The 18,922-nt window shown below is 69.5% G+C and carries 13 protein-coding genes; 11 read left to right on the plus strand and 2 right to left on the minus strand.

From position 1 onward, the window contains the following. Positions 1–26: 26 nt before the first annotated feature. The 5 genes from ACWHMB_RS03445 (at position 27) to ACWHMB_RS03465 (ending at position 5,869) form a co-directional block, all read left to right on the plus strand. A complete protein-coding gene (locus tag ACWHMB_RS03445) occupies positions 27–1,673 on the plus strand; it encodes a hypothetical protein (protein ID WP_377481448.1) in 1,647 nt (548 codons plus the stop codon). Between the two features lie 169 nt (positions 1,674–1,842). Further along, entirely contained in the window at positions 1,843–2,811 is a 969-nt protein-coding gene (locus ACWHMB_RS03450; RefSeq protein WP_377481445.1) for a peptidylprolyl isomerase, read from the plus strand. 48 nt (positions 2,812–2,859) lie between these two features. Further along, the gene (locus ACWHMB_RS03455; protein ID WP_377481442.1) at positions 2,860–3,660 is read left to right on the plus strand and encodes an ABC transporter permease; all 801 of its coding nucleotides are present in this window, start codon (positions 2,860–2,862) and stop codon (positions 3,658–3,660) included. A gap of 87 nt (positions 3,661–3,747) precedes the next feature. Further along, entirely contained in the window at positions 3,748–4,956 is a 1,209-nt protein-coding gene (locus ACWHMB_RS03460) for an ABC transporter ATP-binding protein (protein WP_377481439.1), read from the plus strand. A gap of 13 nt (positions 4,957–4,969) precedes the next feature. After that, positions 4,970–5,869 carry a class I SAM-dependent methyltransferase gene (locus tag ACWHMB_RS03465; protein ID WP_377481436.1) on the plus strand — a complete coding sequence of 300 codons (900 nt, stop codon included), beginning with the start codon at positions 4,970–4,972 and terminating at the stop codon, positions 5,867–5,869. 39 nt (positions 5,870–5,908) lie between these two features. Here ACWHMB_RS03465 and ACWHMB_RS03470 read toward each other — a convergent pair whose 3' ends face one another. Continuing rightward, positions 5,909–8,341, minus strand: coding sequence for a DUF7657 domain-containing protein (locus ACWHMB_RS03470; protein ID WP_377481433.1), 2,433 nt, complete (start codon positions 8,339–8,341; stop codon positions 5,909–5,911). A gap of 133 nt (positions 8,342–8,474) precedes the next feature. Beyond that, a complete protein-coding gene (locus ACWHMB_RS03475; protein WP_377481430.1) occupies positions 8,475–12,227 on the minus strand; it encodes a methyltransferase domain-containing protein in 3,753 nt (1,250 codons plus the stop codon). A gap of 128 nt (positions 12,228–12,355) precedes the next feature. Here ACWHMB_RS03475 and ACWHMB_RS03480 point away from each other — a divergent pair, with 128 nt between their 5' ends. From ACWHMB_RS03480 to ACWHMB_RS03505, 6 genes are all read left to right on the plus strand, one after another. Further along, positions 12,356–13,468: an MraY family glycosyltransferase gene (locus ACWHMB_RS03480; RefSeq protein ID WP_377481427.1), complete on the plus strand. Its 1,113-nt coding sequence runs from the start codon at positions 12,356–12,358 to the stop codon at positions 13,466–13,468. 55 nt (positions 13,469–13,523) lie between these two features. After that, entirely contained in the window at positions 13,524–14,417 is an 894-nt protein-coding gene (argB, locus tag ACWHMB_RS03485; protein WP_447648435.1) for an acetylglutamate kinase, read from the plus strand. Between the two features lie 209 nt (positions 14,418–14,626). Then, positions 14,627–15,268 carry a nucleoid occlusion factor SlmA gene (slmA, locus tag ACWHMB_RS03490; RefSeq protein ID WP_377481421.1) on the plus strand — a complete coding sequence of 214 codons (642 nt, stop codon included), beginning with the start codon at positions 14,627–14,629 and terminating at the stop codon, positions 15,266–15,268. Between the two features lie 69 nt (positions 15,269–15,337). After that, entirely contained in the window at positions 15,338–16,207 is an 870-nt protein-coding gene (locus tag ACWHMB_RS03495; protein ID WP_377481418.1) for a fumarylacetoacetate hydrolase family protein, read from the plus strand. A 196-nt stretch (positions 16,208–16,403) separates the two neighbouring features. After that, positions 16,404–17,057, plus strand: a complete 654-nt coding sequence (locus tag ACWHMB_RS03500) for a TetR/AcrR family transcriptional regulator (RefSeq protein WP_447648436.1) — start codon at positions 16,404–16,406, stop codon at positions 17,055–17,057. A gap of 26 nt (positions 17,058–17,083) precedes the next feature. After that, positions 17,084–18,880, plus strand: a complete 1,797-nt coding sequence (locus ACWHMB_RS03505; RefSeq protein ID WP_377481412.1) for an acyl-CoA dehydrogenase C-terminal domain-containing protein — start codon at positions 17,084–17,086, stop codon at positions 18,878–18,880. Positions 18,881–18,922 lie beyond the last annotated feature (42 nt).

Consider the following 18,922-nt stretch of genomic DNA (forward strand, 5'->3'; position numbering starts at 1 on the left):
ACTTCTTCTTTTTTGGAGTCATACGTATGAAAAAGAGCATTCTGGCGCTGGGCGCTGCAGTGGCCCTGGGTGGACTGGGTTTTGCCGGCGTCGCGCAAGCTGGCTATTACTTCGGCGCCGGCACCACGCCGCCCACCGGCGTCGACGTGGCGTACGCCCCCGGCAGCGTGGGTCACTACCTGTTCACGCCGTACTACTCGGTGCAAAACGGCAACGGCACCATCATCAACATCACCAACACCGATGCCAACAACGGCAAGGCCGTGAAGGTGCGCTTCCGCGGCGCCGCCAACTCGGACGACGTGTTCGACTTCACCGTGCTGCTGTCGCCTGGCGACGTGTGGACGGGCGACATCCGCCGCGATGGCGACAGCGCGCCCTACATCATCACGCAAGACAAGTCCTGCACGCTGCCGCAAATCCCGGCCTCGGGCGCCATGCCGGGCCTCAACGTCTTCAACGAGCAAAACCTGGATCCGGCGCTCAGCGCCGCCGGCAAGCTCAACGGCATGAGCGAAGGCTACATCGAATACTTCAACATGGCCGACATTCCGCCCAAGCTGGTGAGCGACGGCCTGGCGGGCACCATCAACGATGGCGTGAAAGCCGGCGGCGCCAACGGCGTCTACGCGGCCATCAAGCACAAGAGCGGCGTGCCGACCTGTGCCACCGCCAGCCTGTCGCACCTGTGGGACACCAGCGCGTGGACCGCTGCGCAAGCCGAAGGCGCTGGCCTGGCGGCGCCCACCGGCGGCCTGATGGGCGGCTGGGGCGTGTTCAACCGCGCCGAACTGGCGGTGTTCAGCGGCAACCACACGGCCGTGCGTGTCAACACCGCAACCAACCTGAACGGCAGCGGCCACATTGCCTTCTCGCCCCAGATCGACACGCCGACGGGCACCTCGGTCAACGCTTGGACGGCCGACCCGTTGCTGCGCAATGACCCGACGGCAGGTTCGCTCTTCAACACGGCCTACAAGGCGCCGCTGTGGTTCGACCTGCCCGACATGTCGACCCCGCTGGTTCCGGCATACGCTGGCGACCCCAAGTTGCAGGCGAGCCAATTGTCGTGGGCGATCACGCACCAAGTGGTCTTCAACGACTATGTGGCTGACCCCACGGGCGCCGTTCCCGCCACCACCGACTGGGTGATTTCGCAGCCGACGCGCCGCTACCACTCGGCCGTGGCTTACGAGCTGACCGTCGGTGGCGTGACTGCCCCGGCCATCGTTGCCAACGACGACATGGCGAATCCCAGCACCCTCATCCTGTCTGGCGTGGGTCCGCTGACGCTGGCCAACAACCGCTACGCTGGCCTGTTCCTGAAGAAGCTGGGTGCTGACAAGGGTGCGCAGTCGTGCTTCAACCGCTCGATCAGCACCACCGACCGCGAGGAGTTCCAGGTGGCGGCCGGCGGCCCGGTGGCTTCGCCCGGCACGGCCCCGCAGAAGGACCTGGCCTGCGGTGAAGTGTTCACCCTGACCATGGGCACGGGCAGCACCTCGGTGCTCGGCGCCACCATCACCAACTCCACGGTGGCGACCAATGGAACCCAGGGTTGGGCCAGCCTGAATACCGACTTCAACAGCCCGGTCGTCGGCTATTCCGCCACGTCGCTGAAGGCCAGCACCGGCAACTTCGGCGTGACCACGCCGCACCGCAGCAACGACTGATCGATCATCGGTCACTGGGCCGCCAGCGGGCGGCCCAGGTTGTGCGCAAAGCAAGGGCGGGAGCGATCCCGCCCTTTTTTCGTTGACGTCGTGCGCGACCCGGCCAGTGATGCCGCGGTGCGCGCGGCCGAGTCGGCTGGCGTCCCGCAGGCCAGCCAAGGAAGTCAAGATGTACAAGCCGTTTTTTGCCCTGCGCCGCTGGGCGGTGCTGGGTCTGACCCTGGCCGCTCTGACGCTGGGGAGCCTGCACGTGGCAGCCCAGCCGTCCAGCACGTCCGCCGCCGGCGCGGCGCCACAGCCCGATGTGGTTGCCTGGGGCCCGTCGGCGCGCATCACCAGCGCCGACCTGCAAGACGCCGTGCGGGAGCTGGTTCCGGCCGACCAGCAGAAGAACTTTTGGCTGCAGCCCGGCGCGGCGCTGCGGTTTGCCCGCAGCTTGTATGCGCAGCGGGTGCTGGCCGACCATGCGCTGAGCGCCGGCCTGGCCCCTGCCGCCCAAGGCGCCGACACCCCGCGTTTTGTGCGCGAGCGCGACTTGGCGCGCCTGTACCTGAAGCAGCAAACGCCGCCGCCGGCCAGCGAAGCGGTGCTGCGCGAGTACGCACGCATCGAGTACGACCGTTTTCCGGAGCGCTATGCCGAGCAGAAGGAGGAGCAGGTCAAGGTGCGCCACATTCTGCTGCCGGTGGCGGCCGACGGCAGCGACGACGCGGCGGTCAAGGCCAAGGCCGAGGCCCTGCTGGCGCAACTGCGTGGCGGCGCCGATTTTGCCGCGCTGGCCCGCGAATACTCCAGCGACAAGGGCAGTGCCTCGCGCGGTGGCGAGTTGGACTGGTTTGCCCGTGGGCGCATGGCGCCTGCGTTCGAGGCGGCGGCCTTCGCGTTGAAGAAGCCAGGCGACTTGAGTGCCCCGGTCAAGACCCAGTTCGGATGGCACATCATCGAGTTGCAGGCCCATCGGCCGGCCGGTGCGATTTCGTTCGAGCAGGCGCGCGAGCAGCTGGAGCGCGGCGTGCAGGCCCAACTGGAGCGGCGCGCCCAAGAGGCGGTGTGGCGCAAGGCCGAAGAAGGCGTGAACCTGAACGACGCGGCCGTCAACGCGCTGGTCGAGGCCCATGGCGGCACGGTCACCCGATAGCCGGCCGGACGGGCGGCGGCTGCGGCGAAGGTGCGGCCGGCTTCAGCAATGATGGCCCTGTGGCTGGAATGCCGCCAACTGTGGCGCCTGCGCGCCCTGCTGGCGGTGCTGGTGCGGCGCGAGCTGGCGGCTCGCGTGGCGGGTTCGGCCGGGGGGCTGTTGTGGGTGTGGCTGCCGCCGCTGCTGACGGTGGCGGCGTACTACCTGGTGTTCGACGTGGTGTTTGGCATGCGCCTGGGTGCGGGTGCACCCACGAGCCGCGTGGGCACCTACCTGATCGTCGGCATGCTGGCCTGGATGGCGTTTGCCGATGCGGTGCAGCGCGGCATGACCAGCCTGCTGGACGCAGGCGGGCTGCTGCAGAAGAACCCGCTGCCGCCGGGGCTGTTTCCGGCCCGCACCGTGCTGGCCAGCGGCCTGGTGTTTGCGCCGCTGCTGCTGGCGCTGGTGCCTTTGTACGCAGGCAGCCACCACTTTGCGTCCGGCGTTTGGGCGGTGTTGCCATTGCTGGCACTGCAGGGGCTGCTGGCCTTTTTGCTGGCCTTTCTGTTGGCCATTTTGGCGGCGGCGCTGCGCGATGTGGTGCAGGTGGTGGGTGTGCTGCTGTCGCTGGGAGTGTATTTGTCGCCGGTGCTGTTTCCGGTCACGCTGTTTCCCGAACGCTGGCGCTGGGTGCTGTGGCTCAACCCGATGACGGCGCCGGTGCTGGGTCTGCAGTCGGCGCTGCTGGAGGGCCGCTGGCCCGTGCCGTCCGTGTGGTGGGTGCTGGCCATTTGGCTGGGCCTGCTGGCGGCCGCCCTGGCGCTGGCGCTGGCGCGAAGCCGGGACCAGTTGGTGGATTGGTTGTAGCGCTGGCGATCCAGTCCACCGAGCGCAAGGGCATGACTGACAATATCGACGATCTATCGGGATTTCGTTTTGACTGACACTGCCATCGTGCATGCCGCGCCGCCGCTGCGCCTGGCCGGCGTGGGCAAGGAATACCGCCTGTACGACTCCCCGCGCGCACGCCTGAAGTCGCTGCTGACGGGGCGTGCGCTGCACCGCAGCCACTGGGCGCTGCGCGATGTGTCGCTGCAACTGGAGCGCGGGCAATGCCTGGGCGTGGTGGGGCACAACGGCGCGGGCAAAAGCACGCTGCTCAAGCTGATCACGGGCACGGTGCGGCCCACGCAGGGGCGTATCGAGCGGCGCGGGCGCGTCACTGCCATCCTGGAACTGGGGGCGGGCTTCCACCCCGACTTTACGGGGCGCCAGAACCTGTACTTCGGCGGCAGCCTGATTGGCATCGAACACGCGCAGATGGCGGCGCTGGAGGCCCAGGTGCTGGCCTTTGCGGATATCGGCGAGGCGATCGATCGCCCAGTCAAGACCTATTCGTCCGGCATGGTGGTGCGGCTGGCCTTTGCGCTGGTGACGGCGGTGGAACCCGACCTGCTGATCATCGACGAAGCGTTGGCGGTGGGTGACCAGCGCTTTCAGAAAAAATGCATCGAACGCATCCAGACCTTTCGCGAGCATGGCTGCACTATCTTGTTTTGCTCGCACAGCCCTTATCACGTGCGTCAGCTCTGCGACGCGGCGTTGTGGCTGGATCACGGGCGGGTCATGGAGCTGGGGCCGACCGAGGCGGTGATTGGCGCCTACGAGATGCACACGCGGCTCCTGGCCGGCCCGGAGAACCGCGCCGCGCCGGCCGTCGCCGTGAAAGACAGTACGCCGGCGCCTGCGTTGGCTCAGGCCGCCGCGACCATCTTGTCCGTGGAGATCGCGGATTTAGACGAAACGGTCGACCCGCCTCTTCTTCAAACCAGCGACTTGGTGGTGACCATCACGGTGCGCGGGCGCGACGACGAACGGCCAAACATCGGTTTCATGATCGAGCAGTCCCAGGGCGTGGGCATCACCTCGCTGGCGACGCACGAGGACGGTGCAGCGCCGACCCAGGTGGCTCCCGGTGTGTGGCAGTCGGTGCTTATCTTTCCCGAGCTGGGCTTGCACAGCGGGCAGTACGTGATCAGTGCGTTCCTGTTCGATGCCAGCGGGCTGGTGGTTTATGAACAGTGGTTTCAATTTCGGCATTTTCGCTTCGTGCGGCCGACGCTGATGCCCGGTCTGGTGCGTTTGCCGCATCGGTGGGAATAAAGGACTTGACCCCATGCATGACTTGAATGCCGAGGCGCCAGAAGGTGCGCTAGTGCTGTTGCAAGAAGGCCAGCAGCGCCTGGCCGTGGGCGACCGCGCCGGCGCCAGTGTGGCCCTGGTGCGGGCGCGCGCCCACGCGGCCACGCGTCTGGCCGCGCACAACCTGATCGAGCAACACAGCTTGGAGGGTTCGTTTGCGGCCATGTTCGGGCTGGACTGCCGAATCGCGCCTGGGGATGACATCTTTCACTTTTTTGCCGGCCACCCGACGTCGAACAACCCGCTGCGTGACTACCTGGCCGACGGCTGGCGCACGCTGTCGGAGTTGATGCTGCTGCTGGAAAGCGTGGAACAACCGTTGCTCGGAACGGCCAGCGTGCTCGAATTTGCCAGCGGACATGGGCGTTTTACCCGGCACCTGGTCAAGGCGGTGGGCGCCGATCGGGTCACGGTGTCGGACGTGGTGGCCGACGCGGTGGATTTTTCGCGCGGCACGTTTGGCGTGCAGGGCTTCGTGTCGCGCGCCGTGCCCGAGCTATTGGTCTGGCCGCGCCGGCATGAGCTGGTGTTCGTGTTGTCGCTGTTTTCGCACTTGCCGCGCGGCAGCTGGGGGCGTTGGCTGTCGGTGCTGTGGGACGCGGTGGCGCCGGGCGGACTGCTGGTGTTTTCAACGCACGGCATCGAGGCCGCGCGCCGCGCCGGCGTGAACCTGGATGGCGAGGGCTACTTTTTTGCCGCTTCGAGCGAGTCGAATGCCATCGATGCGCAGGAATACGGCACGACATTCACGTCCCCTGCCTTTGTGCAGGCTCGCGTGGCCAAACTGCCCGATGCGCCGGCCGTGTCACGCTTTGCGCCGCAATGGTTCTGGAATCATCAGGACGCTTGGGTTTTGAAGCGTGCGGCGCCGTAGCGGCGGGTTGGCCGCGCACGCGGTAAGGGCCGCTGCGCTTCAGGGCTGAACCAAGAACAAGGCATAGGGTGCACTGCCGTCGCCCGTCGCGACACGCGCCAGCGTGGAATTGCGGGCAACGCGCGTACCGTCGGCCGCGGGCATGATGACCCAGCGCGCGCCCAGGAGGCGAAAGTCGAAAAGCGCTGGATCAAGCGTGACACGCACCTCGTCCAGGCGCGGCGATTCGATCTGCTGGGCAGCGCCCTGCGCGGGCGCGCCCAGCTCGAACATCAGACGCTGGTAACGGTTGTAGAGCACCCGCTGCGCGCCGGCGGGGTCCAGTCGTTTCCAGAGCGTGGCTTGCGGGTAGTAGAACACGCTGTTGACGACCGGCACGCCGGCGGCGGGCAGGGTCATGGCCCAGTCGCGCGCACCCACCACGGCCACGCCGCGCCGGCCGGCGGCGTCGGTCGATGGCGCGGCCAGGCCGGCGGCGCTGAGCGGCGGCGCCAGGCTGAGGCGGGCGGGGGCCTGGCCGAGCGGGTGAAAGGGCAGCACCGCAGCCAGTGTCCAGCCGCCGTAGAGCGCGATGAAGGCGCCGGTGCGGCGCAGCACCAGCAGCGCTGCGCACGCGGCCATGGCCAGCATGGCACCCAGCACCAAGCCAGCCGGCAGGCCGTCGCGAATGTCCAGCGGCATGGTCGACAGCTCGCAACCCGCCAGCGCCAGCACCGCCAGGGCAAGGGCAACGGCCGGGCCGGGGCGCGGCAGTGGAGCTGGCTCGGACGCAGGGGCCAGCCACCAGGCGATCAGCAGCAACTGCGCCGTGCCCAGCGCCAGGTCGAGCCGGTACGAGGTGACCGAACCCCAGCCGGTGACGCGGGCCAGCAAGGGTGCGAAACCGATGAACTGGAACGTCAGCGCGAATGCCATGAAGGCCAGCAGGGCGAGCGACACCGGCTCGATGCGCCGCGCCTGCCACCAGCGCCAGAGCACCAGCGCCAGCGTGGGCAGCCACAAAAATTGGAACGAGGCGGCCTCGCTGCTGACCATGGGGGTGTTGACATGCAGGGTGAAGGGGTTGAGCCAGCCCTTGAGCTCGAACCAGCGATCGATGTCGCCGCCGGCCTCGGTAGCACGCTGGCCGGGATAGATCGTGCCTTGCATCACGGCCACGGCGTCACGCGCATCCAGCCACCAGGCGAGCAGCAGCAAGCCGGCCAGCAAGACGCCGGCCAGCGCGCCCAGCGTCTGGGCTGCGCCCCAGCGCCAGTGGGCACGCTCGCGCCAGGCCCAGGCCAGGGCCAATGGCGCGCACAGCCAGGCCAGGGAGATTTGCCAGGCGGGATAAAGCACCAGCGCATAAGCCGCCGCCGACCAGCCCAGCAGGGCGCCCCAGGCCAGCCCGGCGGCGGCGCGACGGGCGTGCAGCAGGCGGTCGAACGCCAGCAGGCCCAGCGCGACAAACAGCAGCAGATAGGAGGGCCAGAACGAAAACCCCGCGGAGTAGGGCGCCCACGCCAGGCCGGCCGCCAGCGCCGCGGCCGGCCGCCAGGCCAGGCGCGTCAGGCGCATCAGCAGCGCCCAGCAGGCGGCAAACCCGCCCAGTACCGGCAGCCACCAGGCCCAGGCCAGGGCGCGGCGCTGGTCGAAGGCAAACCAGCCCCAGGTGGCCGGCTTGGCCAAGGTGCTGGCGTGGGCCACCGGCATGCCGGTCATGCCGATGACCAGCATGTTCTGGCCGTCCTCGCCGAGGTTGTGGTTGACGATCGGCCAGGGCGGGGTGTGTGTGGCCTGAGCCATGGCCAGCGGCGTGATGACCTCCCATTCGTCGCTGCGCACGAACTGTGGGCTGCCCAGCCAGGGCTCGGCCCGTTCGACCGTGACCGCCGGCGGGCGCAGCAGCAGCGCGACCGACGAGCCGGTGGCGCCGCTGGCCACCAGCAGCATGAAGGACACGGGCAGCGCCACCACGAACGCCAGCGGCGGCGGCCAGGAGCGGGGCCAGGCCGAGGTCGATGGCAGCACGAGCGCAGCCAGCGGCAGCGCCACGGCCAGCAGCAGGGCCAGCAGCACCATCGGCGAGGGTTTGGGCGATGCGGGGATGGTGATTTGACGCAGCGACGGGGTGATGGCGAGCGCGAAGATTTGGCCGTCGCTGCGCTGCATCTCGACTTCGAGCGTGTGCGTCCCCGGGCCAATGTCGCGCGGCAGCGCCAGGCGCACGCTGATGCCGCTGCCACCCCAGTCCGGACGGCCGGTCGCGGCGGCGACGTCGGGTCGTTCGTGGCGCTGCACGCGGCCGCGATAGACGGTGCGGCCGTCCAGGCGCACGATGGCAGCCGTGATGAACACCTCGGGTCGCTCGGACGCCGCCCAGCCGGCCACCGTCAGCTGCCGGCCGTCGACCTGCACGCGGTCGACGTAGCCGTGGCCCATGGGGGCAGCAGCCGTGGCCACGCCGAGTGCCAGCAGCGTCCACCCGAGCATCCATGCCGATAGCCGGCGCAGCCAAGACGACGACCGGGCGTGCGCCAGGGGCAAATGCGGGGCGGGGATCAATTCCAAATCAGGATCGGCGACCCGGGGCCAAGGATGATCGCTTGATTCTGGGGTCGCCGCTTCAAGCGCGCAACCAGTTTTTGAGCCGGGTTTGCCAATGGGCAGGAATGGCCCGCGCCACGGGGGCCAGCACTGGCAGGGCACGCAGGCGGGCCAGGGTGTTCAGCGCGTGTCCCTTGGGGCCCCCGGCAGCATCGGCATCCGTGGCGGGCAGGAAGGGCTCCCATGCCGACTCGGGCACGGCGGCGCTGCTGTCCGGCGCCGGCAGCTCGGCCAAATAGGCCTCGGCGTACCAGTCGGGGGCCTGGCGGCTGAAGGCGGCGGTGGCCTGGGTGGCGTCGACCAGCGGCTGGGGCTCCAGCGGCGCCGGGCCGTGGCCCGACGCGAAGTGCCGCGAGCGAATGTCGGTGAAGAACGCCAGCCAGGCCGCGGTGCCTTGCTGCCAGGGCACGACCCAGCTCCAGCGGCGGCCGGCCAGACGCTCGGCAAAGGCGCCCAGATCGGGCGCCACCACCGGCCAGCCGCCCTGCAGGCAGGCCGACAGGGTGTAGCTGTAGGTTTCGGGCCAGCGGGCGGGAAACCACACCAGGTCGGGTTGCAACCAGTCCAGCAGTTCGGGCAGGTCGGCCTCGTCGTAGCGCCCGTGCATCGTCAGGTTGGCGTGCGGCTGGGTCTTGAGGCTGCGGTAGCCGTAGCCGATCAGGTCGAATTCGACAGGAGCACCCTGCTTGCGCGCGGCAATGGCCACTTCCTCGAGCACGTCGGCGCCCTTGATGACGCTGAGTGCGCCGATGACCGCCACCTTGAGCGGGCGATCGCCGGCCAGTGGCGCTGGCGCGGGTTCGGGCAGGGGCTGGGCTGGATCGATGTCGGTGTGCGGCACCAGGGCCAGTGGCGCGCCGGGCACCAGCTTGACCAGGCGCGCCAGCACGTCGCGCGACGGAGCAATGACCCAGCGCGCGCCGTTCAGGAACTCGGCGCTCTTTTGCCGCCACGGGACGATGCCCACGCCGCCGGGTGCAGGGGCGCGCTTGAGGCAGGCGGTGCATTGGTCCACACCCTTTTCGCCGCAATAGCCGTCGGTGTGGTCGGTGAGCGAGATCTGTGGGCAGATGGGATAGAAGTCGTGCGCGGTGAAGTCGTAGCCGACGCCCAGGCGCGCGGGCAGGCCCTGCACGAAGGCGCCGTGGCCCAGCAGGTGGTGGTAGTGCAGGTGGCGTACGCCCAGCTGGCGCAGCAGGGCGACGAGGGCATCACCGTCTTGCGGCAGGGTGAAGTCGAGCTCGAAGCCTTCGTCCGGGTCGGGCAGGCGCAGGCTCAGGCGCTGGCCCGGCAGCGGGCGCAGCACCAGAAACTGCGCCTGCTGGCGCAGCGCCTGGGCCAGTTCGTGCACGTGGCGCTCGGTGCCGCCGGCGCGGTCGTGCAGCACGGCCAAGACGACGGGGCGTGCGCCGTCCTGCACGCGCGCCAGGTCGACGGCGGTGCGTGCGGCGCGCGCCGGGTCTTGCTGCACGAAGCGCAGCACCTGGCCCTCGTAGCGCGGGTGCAGGCGGCGCAGGGTCTGCATGGCGGCGCGCTCGCGCGGGCTCTTGCTGGCGCCAAAGCTGACGCCACCGTAGTGGCGCACAAACGTATCGAGCGCGTGCAGGTTGCGCCAGCCGGCGCGGGCGGCGCGGATGCAGAAGTCGTTTTCCTCGCCGTAGCCCTTGCCGAAGTGCTCGACGTCGAACAGGCCCAGCTCGGCCAGCGCGGCGCGGCGGATGTACATGCAAAAGCCCACGCCGGTGGGCACGTCGACCACCTGGTCGGCATTGGTGCGGGCAAACAGCGCGTCCAGGCGCGCGGTGTCCCAGCCCTCGGGCAGGTCGTTGTCCTGGCAGAAGCGCGGGTAGCTGCAGATGGTGGCGTTGTTGGAAAAGGGCGTGACGCTGGCCACCTTCTGGTCGCCGTAAGCGGCGGCGCGGATGCGGTCGAGCCAGCCGGGGGCGACTTCGGTGTCGCTGTTGAGCAGCAGCACGTCGTTGTCGGCCGACAGCGCCATGCCGCGGTTGACGGTGCCGACGAAGCCCAGGTTGAGCTCGTTTTCCAGCAACTCGATGCGGGCGTCCAGCGGGGGCAGGGTGCGCAGGTATTCGGCGACCTCGGGCTCGGGGCTGGCGTCGTTGATGACGATCAGGCGCCAGGGCGTGGTGCAGGGCGCGGCCAGCACCGATTCGATGCAGCGGCGGGTGTCGGCCAGGCCCTTGTAGACGGGGACGATGATGTCGATCGGGTGGGCGGCGGGTGTCAGCGGCTGGGGCGCCGGCGTGGCCTGCGGTGCGCGGGCCGAACCGATGCCCAGCAGGCGGTCGACGCGCATCTTGGCGTGCACGATGGGGCGGGTGGCGCGAAACACGGTGGAATTCTCGATGTCGTGCACCAGTTGGCGTGCTTCGTCGCGCTCCTGGCTCAGCACGTGGGTGTGGGCCAGCAGGGCGCCTTTCTGGCTGCGCAGGTGCTGATTTTGTTCTTGCAGGCCGTGGCTGGTCTGCTCGGCCCGGGCCAGGCGGCTGTGGGCCTCGAACAGCTCGTTGGCGGCCTGGCTGGCCTGCTGGCGGGCTTCGGCGATGCGCTGGTGGGTCAGGCTGGCCAGGGCCAGGTAATCGGCCGACATCGGCCAGCCGACCTCGGCGCTGAAGCGGCCGCCGGCCGCCTGCCGCAAGGCGGCGGGCGGGACGGGCAGCTCGATCCAGGGGTCGTCGCCGTGCAGCAGCAGCATGAAGGGGCCACCGGGCCAGGCGCCGGGTTGCGCCTCGACGCCGTCGCGCGGCGCGGCCAGCAGGGTTTGCGCGTCGTCGGCGCTCCACCGCCACAGCACCTCACCTTGGGCGCTCGTCAACTGCAGGCTGTAGAGCGACAGGAAACCCGGCCGGTCGGCCGGGTCGAGCTTGAGCGCCGCGGGCGGCGCGGCAGGCAGCTGGAAGGCCAGGGTTTGCCGCTCGTCGCCAACGATGCCGCTGGCGGTGAGCTTGTGCTGTTCGTCGAAGCCGTCGGCATCGCCCAGGTAGAGTTGGCTTGTGAACAACGCTTGGGCGGGCAGTTGCGCCGGGGCGTCCGGCAAGGCCAAGGCCTCGCCCGGCGCGGCCGGGCGGGCGGCGACGATGAACTGATAAGTCAGCGCATCGGGCAGCGCCAGCAGGTGCCGCGCCACGGCGGGGGGCAGGGCGTCGAAGGCGACGTTGAACTCGGAGTCGGGCAGCTGGCGCTGCACCGTCTCGACCTCGTCGACCGCCCAGCGTGCCTCGGTCAGCATGCGCAGCAGGGTGCGGCGGGTGAAAAAGCGCAGGTGGGTTTCGTCCAGCAGGCCTTCGGGGCGGTAGCGGAATTCGCCGGCCATCAACTCGGCCAGCAGGCCGACGTAGCCGGCGTTGGGGATGGAGAGCAGCGCGCGCCCGCCTTCGGCCAGCAAGGTCCGGCACTGGGCCAGCACCTGCTCGGGATGGCGGATGTGCTCGAGCACGTCGGCGCAGACGATGATGTCGTAGCTGGCGGGGGCGAACAACGCCGTCAGGTCGGCGCTTTCGAGGTTGGCGACTTCGACGCGGCGGTAGTGGGGCGCGGCCAGATTGGCCTCTTGCCGGCTGATGGTCAGGCCGTCGATCGGGCCGGCGCCGCCGCGGGCGGCCAGGTGGCGCCCCACGGCGCCGCTGCCGCAGCCCAGATCGAGCACGCGCGCACCGGTGGGAATGCGGGCGGCCAGCACCGACAGCGAGCTGCGTTCCGCGGTGTCGATCTCGCGCTGGTAGACGTGCAGGGAAGGGGGGGCGGAATCCATCAGGAATCAAGCCGTCGAGGGCTATCGTGCGGCGGCGCGCACAGGGGCTCGGATGCTACCATGGTGCTCAATTTTTGCGCGCTGGAGGAGCCCGGAGGGCGGGTCCCATGCGTCGATAATCACGGCCCATGTTGTCCCTGGCGGCGCTTGCTTTCCTGTTGTCGATGGTGCTGACGCTGGTCGTGCGCCGGGTGCTGCGCCGGCGCGCGAGGCGGTATCCGCTGGACGCGCCGCAGCGTTTTCATGTGGGCCAGGTGCCGCGCGTGGGTGGCCTGGGCGTGCTGGCGGGCTGGCTGCTGGCGCTGGCGGCGCTGCCGCTGCTGCAATGGGCCGATTTGGCGGGCAACATCGACAGCGATCGCATCCATTTGTGGAAGTGGGCCGCGATGCTGTTGCCGGCCGTCGCCGGTGGGGTGGTGGAGGACCTGACGCAGCGCTTGCCTGCGCGCTGGCGCCTGCTGCTGACGCTGAGCTCGGGCCTGCTGGCCTGGGTGCTGCTGGGCGTGGCGGTGCCGCGGCTGGACTTCGCCTGGCTGGACGGCTGGTGGCGCGCCTGGCCGGCGCTGGGCGTGGCGCTGGCGGTGCTGGCGGTGGCGGGGCTGCCGCATGCCTTCAACATCATCGACGGCTACAACGGGCTGGCCGGGGTGATGGCCATCGTGGTGTGCCTGGCGCTGGCGCACGTGGCGCAGCAGGTGGGCGACCGCGAGCTGGCCTCGCTGGCGGTGGCGCTGGCGGCGGCCACCGGGGGCTTTCTGGTCTGGAACTACCCGCGCGGGCTGATCTTCGCCGGTGACGCGGGCGCCTACGTGTGGGGCCTGCTGATCGCGGTCATCAGCCTGCTGCTGGTGCAGCGCCATCCCATCGTCTCGCCCTGGTTTCCGCTGCTGCTGCTGATCTACCCGGTGTGGGAGACGCTGTTTTCGATGTACCGCAAGTGGGTGCGCGGCGACTCGCCCGGCATGGCCGACGCGCTGCACCTGCACCAGCTGATCTACCGGCGCGTGGTGCGCAGCGTGCTGGACGAGGACGAGGCGCGCAACATGCTCAAGCGCAACAACCGCACGGCGCCCTACCTGTGGGGCTTCATCGCGCTGTCGGTCGTGCCGGCGCTGCTGTTCTGGCGCTTCAGCGGCGTGCTGCTGGGTTTTTGCGTGCTGTTCGCCGTCAGCTACGTGGCGGCCTACCTGGCGCTGGTGCGCTTCAAGGTGCCGCGGGTGTTTCGCAGCTCGCGCATGTAGGCCTTCTTCTATCATCGGCGGCTTGCCGCCATCAACCCCACACCCGCCGCCCGCCATGACTCTCGACACCACCGCCACGACCGCGCGCGACAAGGCCCAGATCCTGGCCCAGGCGCTGCCCTACATCCGCCAGTTTCATGGCAAGACCATGGTCATCAAGTACGGCGGCAACGCCATGACCGAGCCGGCGCTGCAGCAGGCCTTTGCCGAGGACGTGGTGCTGCTCAAGCTGGTGGGCATCAACCCGGTGGTGGTGCACGGCGGCGGCCCGCAGATCGAGACCGCGCTCAAGCGCCTGGGCAAGCAGGGCCACTTCATCCAGGGCATGCGCGTGACCGACGACGAGACCATGGAGGTGGTGGAGTGGGTGCTGGCCGGCGAGGTGCAGCAGGACATCGTGGGCCTGATCAACCAGGCCGGCGGCAAGGCGGTGGGCTTGACGGGGCGCGACGGCGGCCTGATCCGCGCGCGCAAGCTGCGCATGCTCGACCAGAAAGACCCCAGCGTGGAGCACGACGTCGGCCAGGTGGGCGACATCGAGGCCATCGACCCGGCGGTGGTCAAGGCGCTGCAGGACGACCAGTTCATCCCCGTCGTCAGCCCGATCGGCTTCGGCGCGCGCAACGAGAGCTACAACATCAACGCCAACGTGGTGGCGGCGCGCCTGGCGATGGTGCTGCAGGCCGAGAAGCTGCTGATGTTGACCAACATCCCCGGCGTGCTGGACAAGGCCGGCCAGCTGCTGCCCGAGCTGACGCCCGCCGGCATCGATGCGCTGGTGCAGGACGGCACCATCTCCGGCGGCATGATCCCCAAGATCAGCGGCGCGCTGGACGCGTCCAGGAGCGGCGTCAACGCCGTGCACATCATCGACGGGCGCGTGCCGCATTCGATGCTGCTGGAGGTGCTGACCGACCAGGCCTTCGGCACGATGATCAAAAAAAGTTGACCACCCCCGTTGCTCCACTCGCTGCGCGATGTTGCGGCATCCCCCCTCCAGGGGGCATCGCCGGCGGCCGGTTCAAGCCCGGCCGCGGCGATCGCTGGCGCGGCCTGCTCCGCGGCCCTTCGGCCCATTGAGTCTTGCAGGCGGCCGGCCCCAGTGGCCATTGCTCGGAATGCTGTGCGAGAATCATTTGGACACACCCGACCGCCGCCATGCCGCCCGACGACGTCCCCGCCAGCACGGCCGACCCGGCCCTCGACCCCGCTGCGCCGCGCAAGCGCGCCCGGCCCGGCGAGCGGCGCGAGCAGATCCTGCAGGCGCTGGCCGCCATGCTGGAGCAGCCCGGCGGCGAGCGCATCACCACCGCCGCCCTGGCCGCGCGCCTGCAGGTGAGCGAGGCGGCGCTGTACCGCCATTTCGCCAGCAAGGCGCAGATGTTCGAGGCGCTGATCGACTTCATCGAGGCCAGCGTGTTCGGCCTGGTCAACCAGATCGGCCAGCGCGATCCGGCCGGCGCCGCGCGCGCGGCGCGCATCGTGACCATGGTGCTGCAGTTCGGCGAGAAGAACCCCGGCATGGCGCGCGTGATGGTCGGCGACGCCCTGGTGGGCGAGCACGAGCGCCTGCAGGAGCGCATGAACCTGCTGTTCGACAAGCTGGAAGCGGCGCTGCGCCAAAGCCTGCGCGAGGGCGCGGCGCAGGACGGCGCGGCCGCCACGCCCGAGGCCGACGCCAAGGTGGCGGCATCGCTGCTGGCGGCCTTCATGGCCGGGCGGCTGCAGCGCTTTGCGCGCTCGGGTTTTCGGCGCAGCCCGCTCGACCAGCTGGCGGCCTGCCTGGCACGAATACTATGATATTTATAGCTATCGGCGCTTGATTGGCGGGCGCTGAAACCCTGTTTGTCATATTTTCTGGAGCAAATCATGAAGCTGGTGCGCTATGGCCCCCTGGGCAAGGAAAAACCGGGTTTGATCGACGCCGAGGGCGTGCTGCGCGATTTGTCGGCGCAGGTGCCCGACATCGGCGCGGCCCAGCTGGGCGATGCCGCCCTGGCGCGGCTGGTGCGCCTCAAGCCCGCCGCGCTGCCGGCGGTGCGCGGGCGCCCGCGCCTGGGCTGCCCGGTGGCGGGCGTGGGCAAGTTCATCGCCATCGGCCTGAACTACGCCGACCACGCGGCCGAGGCCGGCATGCCGATCCCGAAGGAGCCGGTGGTCTTCACCAAGGCCATCTCGTGCATCCAGGGGCCGGATGACGACGTCATGCTGCCCAAGGGCTCGAAGAAGAGCGACTGGGAGGTCGAGCTGGGCGTGGTCATCGGCCGCACCGCGCGCCACGTGGCGCTGAAGGACGCGCTGGCGCACGTGGCCGGCTACTGCGTGGTCAACGACGTCAGCGAGCGCGAATACCAGCTGGAGCGCGGCGGCACCTGGGACAAGGGCAAGGGCTGCGACACCTTCGGCCCCATCGGCCCCTGGCTGGTGACGCGCGACGAGGTGCCCGCCCCGCAGCGCCTGGGCCTGTGGCTGGACGTCAACGGCGAGCGCATGCAGACCGGCAGCACGCGCACCATGATCTTCGGCGTGGCGCGGCTGGTCGCCTACACCAGCCGCTTCATGACGCTGCAGCCGGGCGACGTGGTGACCACCGGCACCCCGCCCGGCGTGGGCATGGGCCGGCGCGACGCCAGGGGCCAGCCGGCGCCGCGCTTTCTCAGGCCGGGCGACGTGATGACGCTGGGCATCGACGGGCTGGGCCAGCAGCGCCAGGCGGTGGTGGCCTACCGGGCGGGCTGACCGCGGAAGGGGCGCGGCCGGCCTCCTGGGCCCGGCCGGCCAGTTGACAGAGCTGCCCGGGGCTCGCACAGTGCCCCCGAGGGCAAGCAGGACATCCAACGCCTCGATCTGCGGGTAAATACCTATTCGATGGCGGATTCCGACTCTTGGCAAAGGCGCGAAACAACATCAAAATAGCACGATCGTTCGTTTTATTATGACCACCTCGATCGCTCTCCCCCGTGCGCATGCGGCCGCCCGTGCCGAGCGTGCGCCGCGCGCACTGGCCAAGGGCGAGCAGACGCGCGCCGAGATCGTCGCCGTGGCCTTGGGCATGGCCGCGCGCGTGGGGCTGGAGGGCCTGTCCATCGGCACCCTGGCCGACGCGGTGGGCAAGAGCAAGTCGGGCGTGTTCGCCCACTTCGGCTCGCGCGAGGAGCTGCAGATCGCCGTGGTGCGCGAGTACTACCGCCGCTTCGAGGCGGAGGTGTTCGAGCCCGTCCTGCGCAAGCCGCGCGGGCTGCCGCGGGTGCGCGCGCTGTTCGAGAACTGGATGCGCCACACCAGCGCCGAGCTGGATTCGGGCTGCATCTTCATCAGCGGCGCGGTCGAGTTCGACGACCGCCCCGGCGCGGTGCACGACGCGCTGGCCGAGGCGGTCGACGCCTGGATCGGCGCCATGACGCGCGCCGTGGCCCAGGCCTGCGAGGAGGGCCATCTGGCGGCCGACGCCAACCCGCGCCAGATCACCTTCGAGATCCACGCCCTGATCCTGGCGCTGCACTACGAGGCGCGCTTCATGCGCCGCCCCGGCTCGATGGCCCGCGCCAGGCAAGGTTTCGTCAACATCCTTCAGCGCTACGGCGCCTAACCCTTCATTTCAGGAGAGCCCCCGCCATGCCCAGCTACACCCCGCCCCTGCGCGACATGCAATTCGTGCTGCACGAGCTGCTCGGTGCCGTCGACCAGCTCAAGGCCATCCCGCGCTATGCCGACGTGGACGCCGAGACCATGGACGCCGTGCTGGAGGAAGCCGGCAAGTTCGCCGCCGGGGTGCTGCACCCGATCAACCTGAGCGGCGACGCCGAAGGCTGCACGCTGGACAAGACCCATCACACCGTGACGGCGCCCAAGGGCTTCAAGGAGGCCTATCAGCAGTACGTCGAGGGCGGCTGGCCCGCGCTGTCGTGCGACCCGCAATACGGCGGCCAGGGCCAGCCGATGGTGATGAACACCTGCGTGTTCGAGATGCTCAACAGCGCCAACCAGGCCTGGACCATGTACACCGGCCTGGCGCACGGCGCCTATGCCGCGCTGCACGCGCACGGCAGCGACATGCAGAAGAAGCTGTACCTGCCCAAGCTGGTGAGCGGCGAGTGGACCGGCACCATGTGCCTGACCGAGCCGCACTGCGGCACCGACCTGGGCCTGCTGCGCACCAAGGCCGAGCCGCAGGCCGACGGCACGTACAAGATCACCGGCAGCAAGATCTTCATCAGCGCCGGCGAACACGACTTCGCGCCCAACATCGTGCACCTGGTGCTGGCGCGCCTGCCGGACGCGCCCAAGGGCAGCAAGGGCATCAGCCTGTTCATCGTGCCCAAGTTCAAGCTCAAGGCCGACGGCAGCCCGGGCGAGCGCAACCCGATCGTGTGTACCGGCATCGAGCACAAGATGGGCATCCACGGCAACGCCACCTGCCAGCTCAGCCTGGACGGCGCCGAAGGCACCCTGGTGGGCGAGCCCAACAAGGGCCTGATGGCCATGTTCGTGATGATGAACGGCGCCCGCCTGGGCGTGGGCAACCAGTCGCTGGGCCTGACCGAGGTGGCCTACCAGAACGCGCTGGCCTACGCCAAGGACCGCCTGCAGATGCGCAGCCTGTCGGGCCCCAAGGCCAAGGACAAGCCGGCCGACCCGATCATCGTGCACCCCGACGTGCGCAAGATGCTGCTGACCGCCAAGGCCTACGCCGAGGGCGGCCGCGCGCTGGCCACCTGGTGCGCGCTGCTGCTGGACCAGGCCGAGCATCACCCCGACCAGAAGACGCGCCAGGACGCCGACGACATGGTGGCGCTGCTGACGCCGATCGTGAAGGCCTTCCTGACCGACAACGGCTTTACCGCCACCAACACCTGCATGCAGGTCTTTGGCGGCCACGGCTACATCCACGAGACCGGCGCCGAGCAGTTCGTGCGCGACGCGCGCATCAACATGATCTACGAGGGCACCAACACCGTGCAGGCGCTCGACCTGCTGGGCCGCAAGGTGCTGCTGAACCAGGGCGCCACGCTCAAGAAGGTGGGGGCGCAGATCGAGGCGCTGATCCGCGCCGAGGGCGTGAACGAGTCCATGGCCGAGTTCATCAACCCGCTGGCGGGCCTGGCCGACAAGTTCACCAAGTTCACCACCGAGATCGGCTTCAAGGGCATGACCAACCCCGACGAGGTGGGCGCGGCGGCCACCGACTTCCTGCGCGTGGCTGGCCACCTGGTGTTCGGCTACCTGTTCGCGCGCATGGCCAGCGTGGCGCTCAAGCAGATCGCGGCCGGCAACGCCGACCCGTTTTATGCCGCCAAGCTGCAGACCGCGCGCTTCTACTTCGCGCGCCTGTTCCCCGAGACGGCCACGCTGATGATCACCGCGCGCGCCGGCGCGGCCAATCTGCTGGACACCGAGGCGGCGCTGGCCTGACGCTCGGCCCTCTCGCCCGCCGGGTGAGAGGGTTCATGAACA

Source organism: Ottowia pentelensis, assembly GCF_964341695.1.

Coding starts and splice junctions, on each gene's coding strand:
- ACWHMB_RS03445 (WP_377481448.1), top strand. CDS start 27: ATGAAAAAGAGCATTCTGGCGCTGGGCGCTGCAGTGGCCCTGGGTGGA.
- ACWHMB_RS03450 (WP_377481445.1), top strand. CDS start 1,843: ATGTACAAGCCGTTTTTTGCCCTGCGCCGCTGGGCGGTGCTGGGTCTG.
- ACWHMB_RS03455 (WP_377481442.1), top strand. CDS start 2,860: ATGATGGCCCTGTGGCTGGAATGCCGCCAACTGTGGCGCCTGCGCGCC.
- ACWHMB_RS03465 (WP_377481436.1), top strand. CDS start 4,970: ATGCATGACTTGAATGCCGAGGCGCCAGAAGGTGCGCTAGTGCTGTTG.
- ACWHMB_RS03470 (WP_377481433.1), bottom strand. CDS start 8,341: ATGCTCGGGTGGACGCTGCTGGCACTCGGCGTGGCCACGGCTGCTGCC.
- ACWHMB_RS03475 (WP_377481430.1), bottom strand. CDS start 12,227: ATGGATTCCGCCCCCCCTTCCCTGCACGTCTACCAGCGCGAGATCGAC.
- ACWHMB_RS03480 (WP_377481427.1), top strand. CDS start 12,356: ATGTTGTCCCTGGCGGCGCTTGCTTTCCTGTTGTCGATGGTGCTGACG.
- argB (WP_447648435.1), top strand. CDS start 13,524: ATGACTCTCGACACCACCGCCACGACCGCGCGCGACAAGGCCCAGATC.
- slmA (WP_377481421.1), top strand. CDS start 14,627: ATGCCGCCCGACGACGTCCCCGCCAGCACGGCCGACCCGGCCCTCGAC.
- ACWHMB_RS03495 (WP_377481418.1), top strand. CDS start 15,338: ATGAAGCTGGTGCGCTATGGCCCCCTGGGCAAGGAAAAACCGGGTTTG.
- ACWHMB_RS03500 (WP_447648436.1), top strand. CDS start 16,404: ATGACCACCTCGATCGCTCTCCCCCGTGCGCATGCGGCCGCCCGTGCC.
- ACWHMB_RS03505 (WP_377481412.1), top strand. CDS start 17,084: ATGCCCAGCTACACCCCGCCCCTGCGCGACATGCAATTCGTGCTGCAC.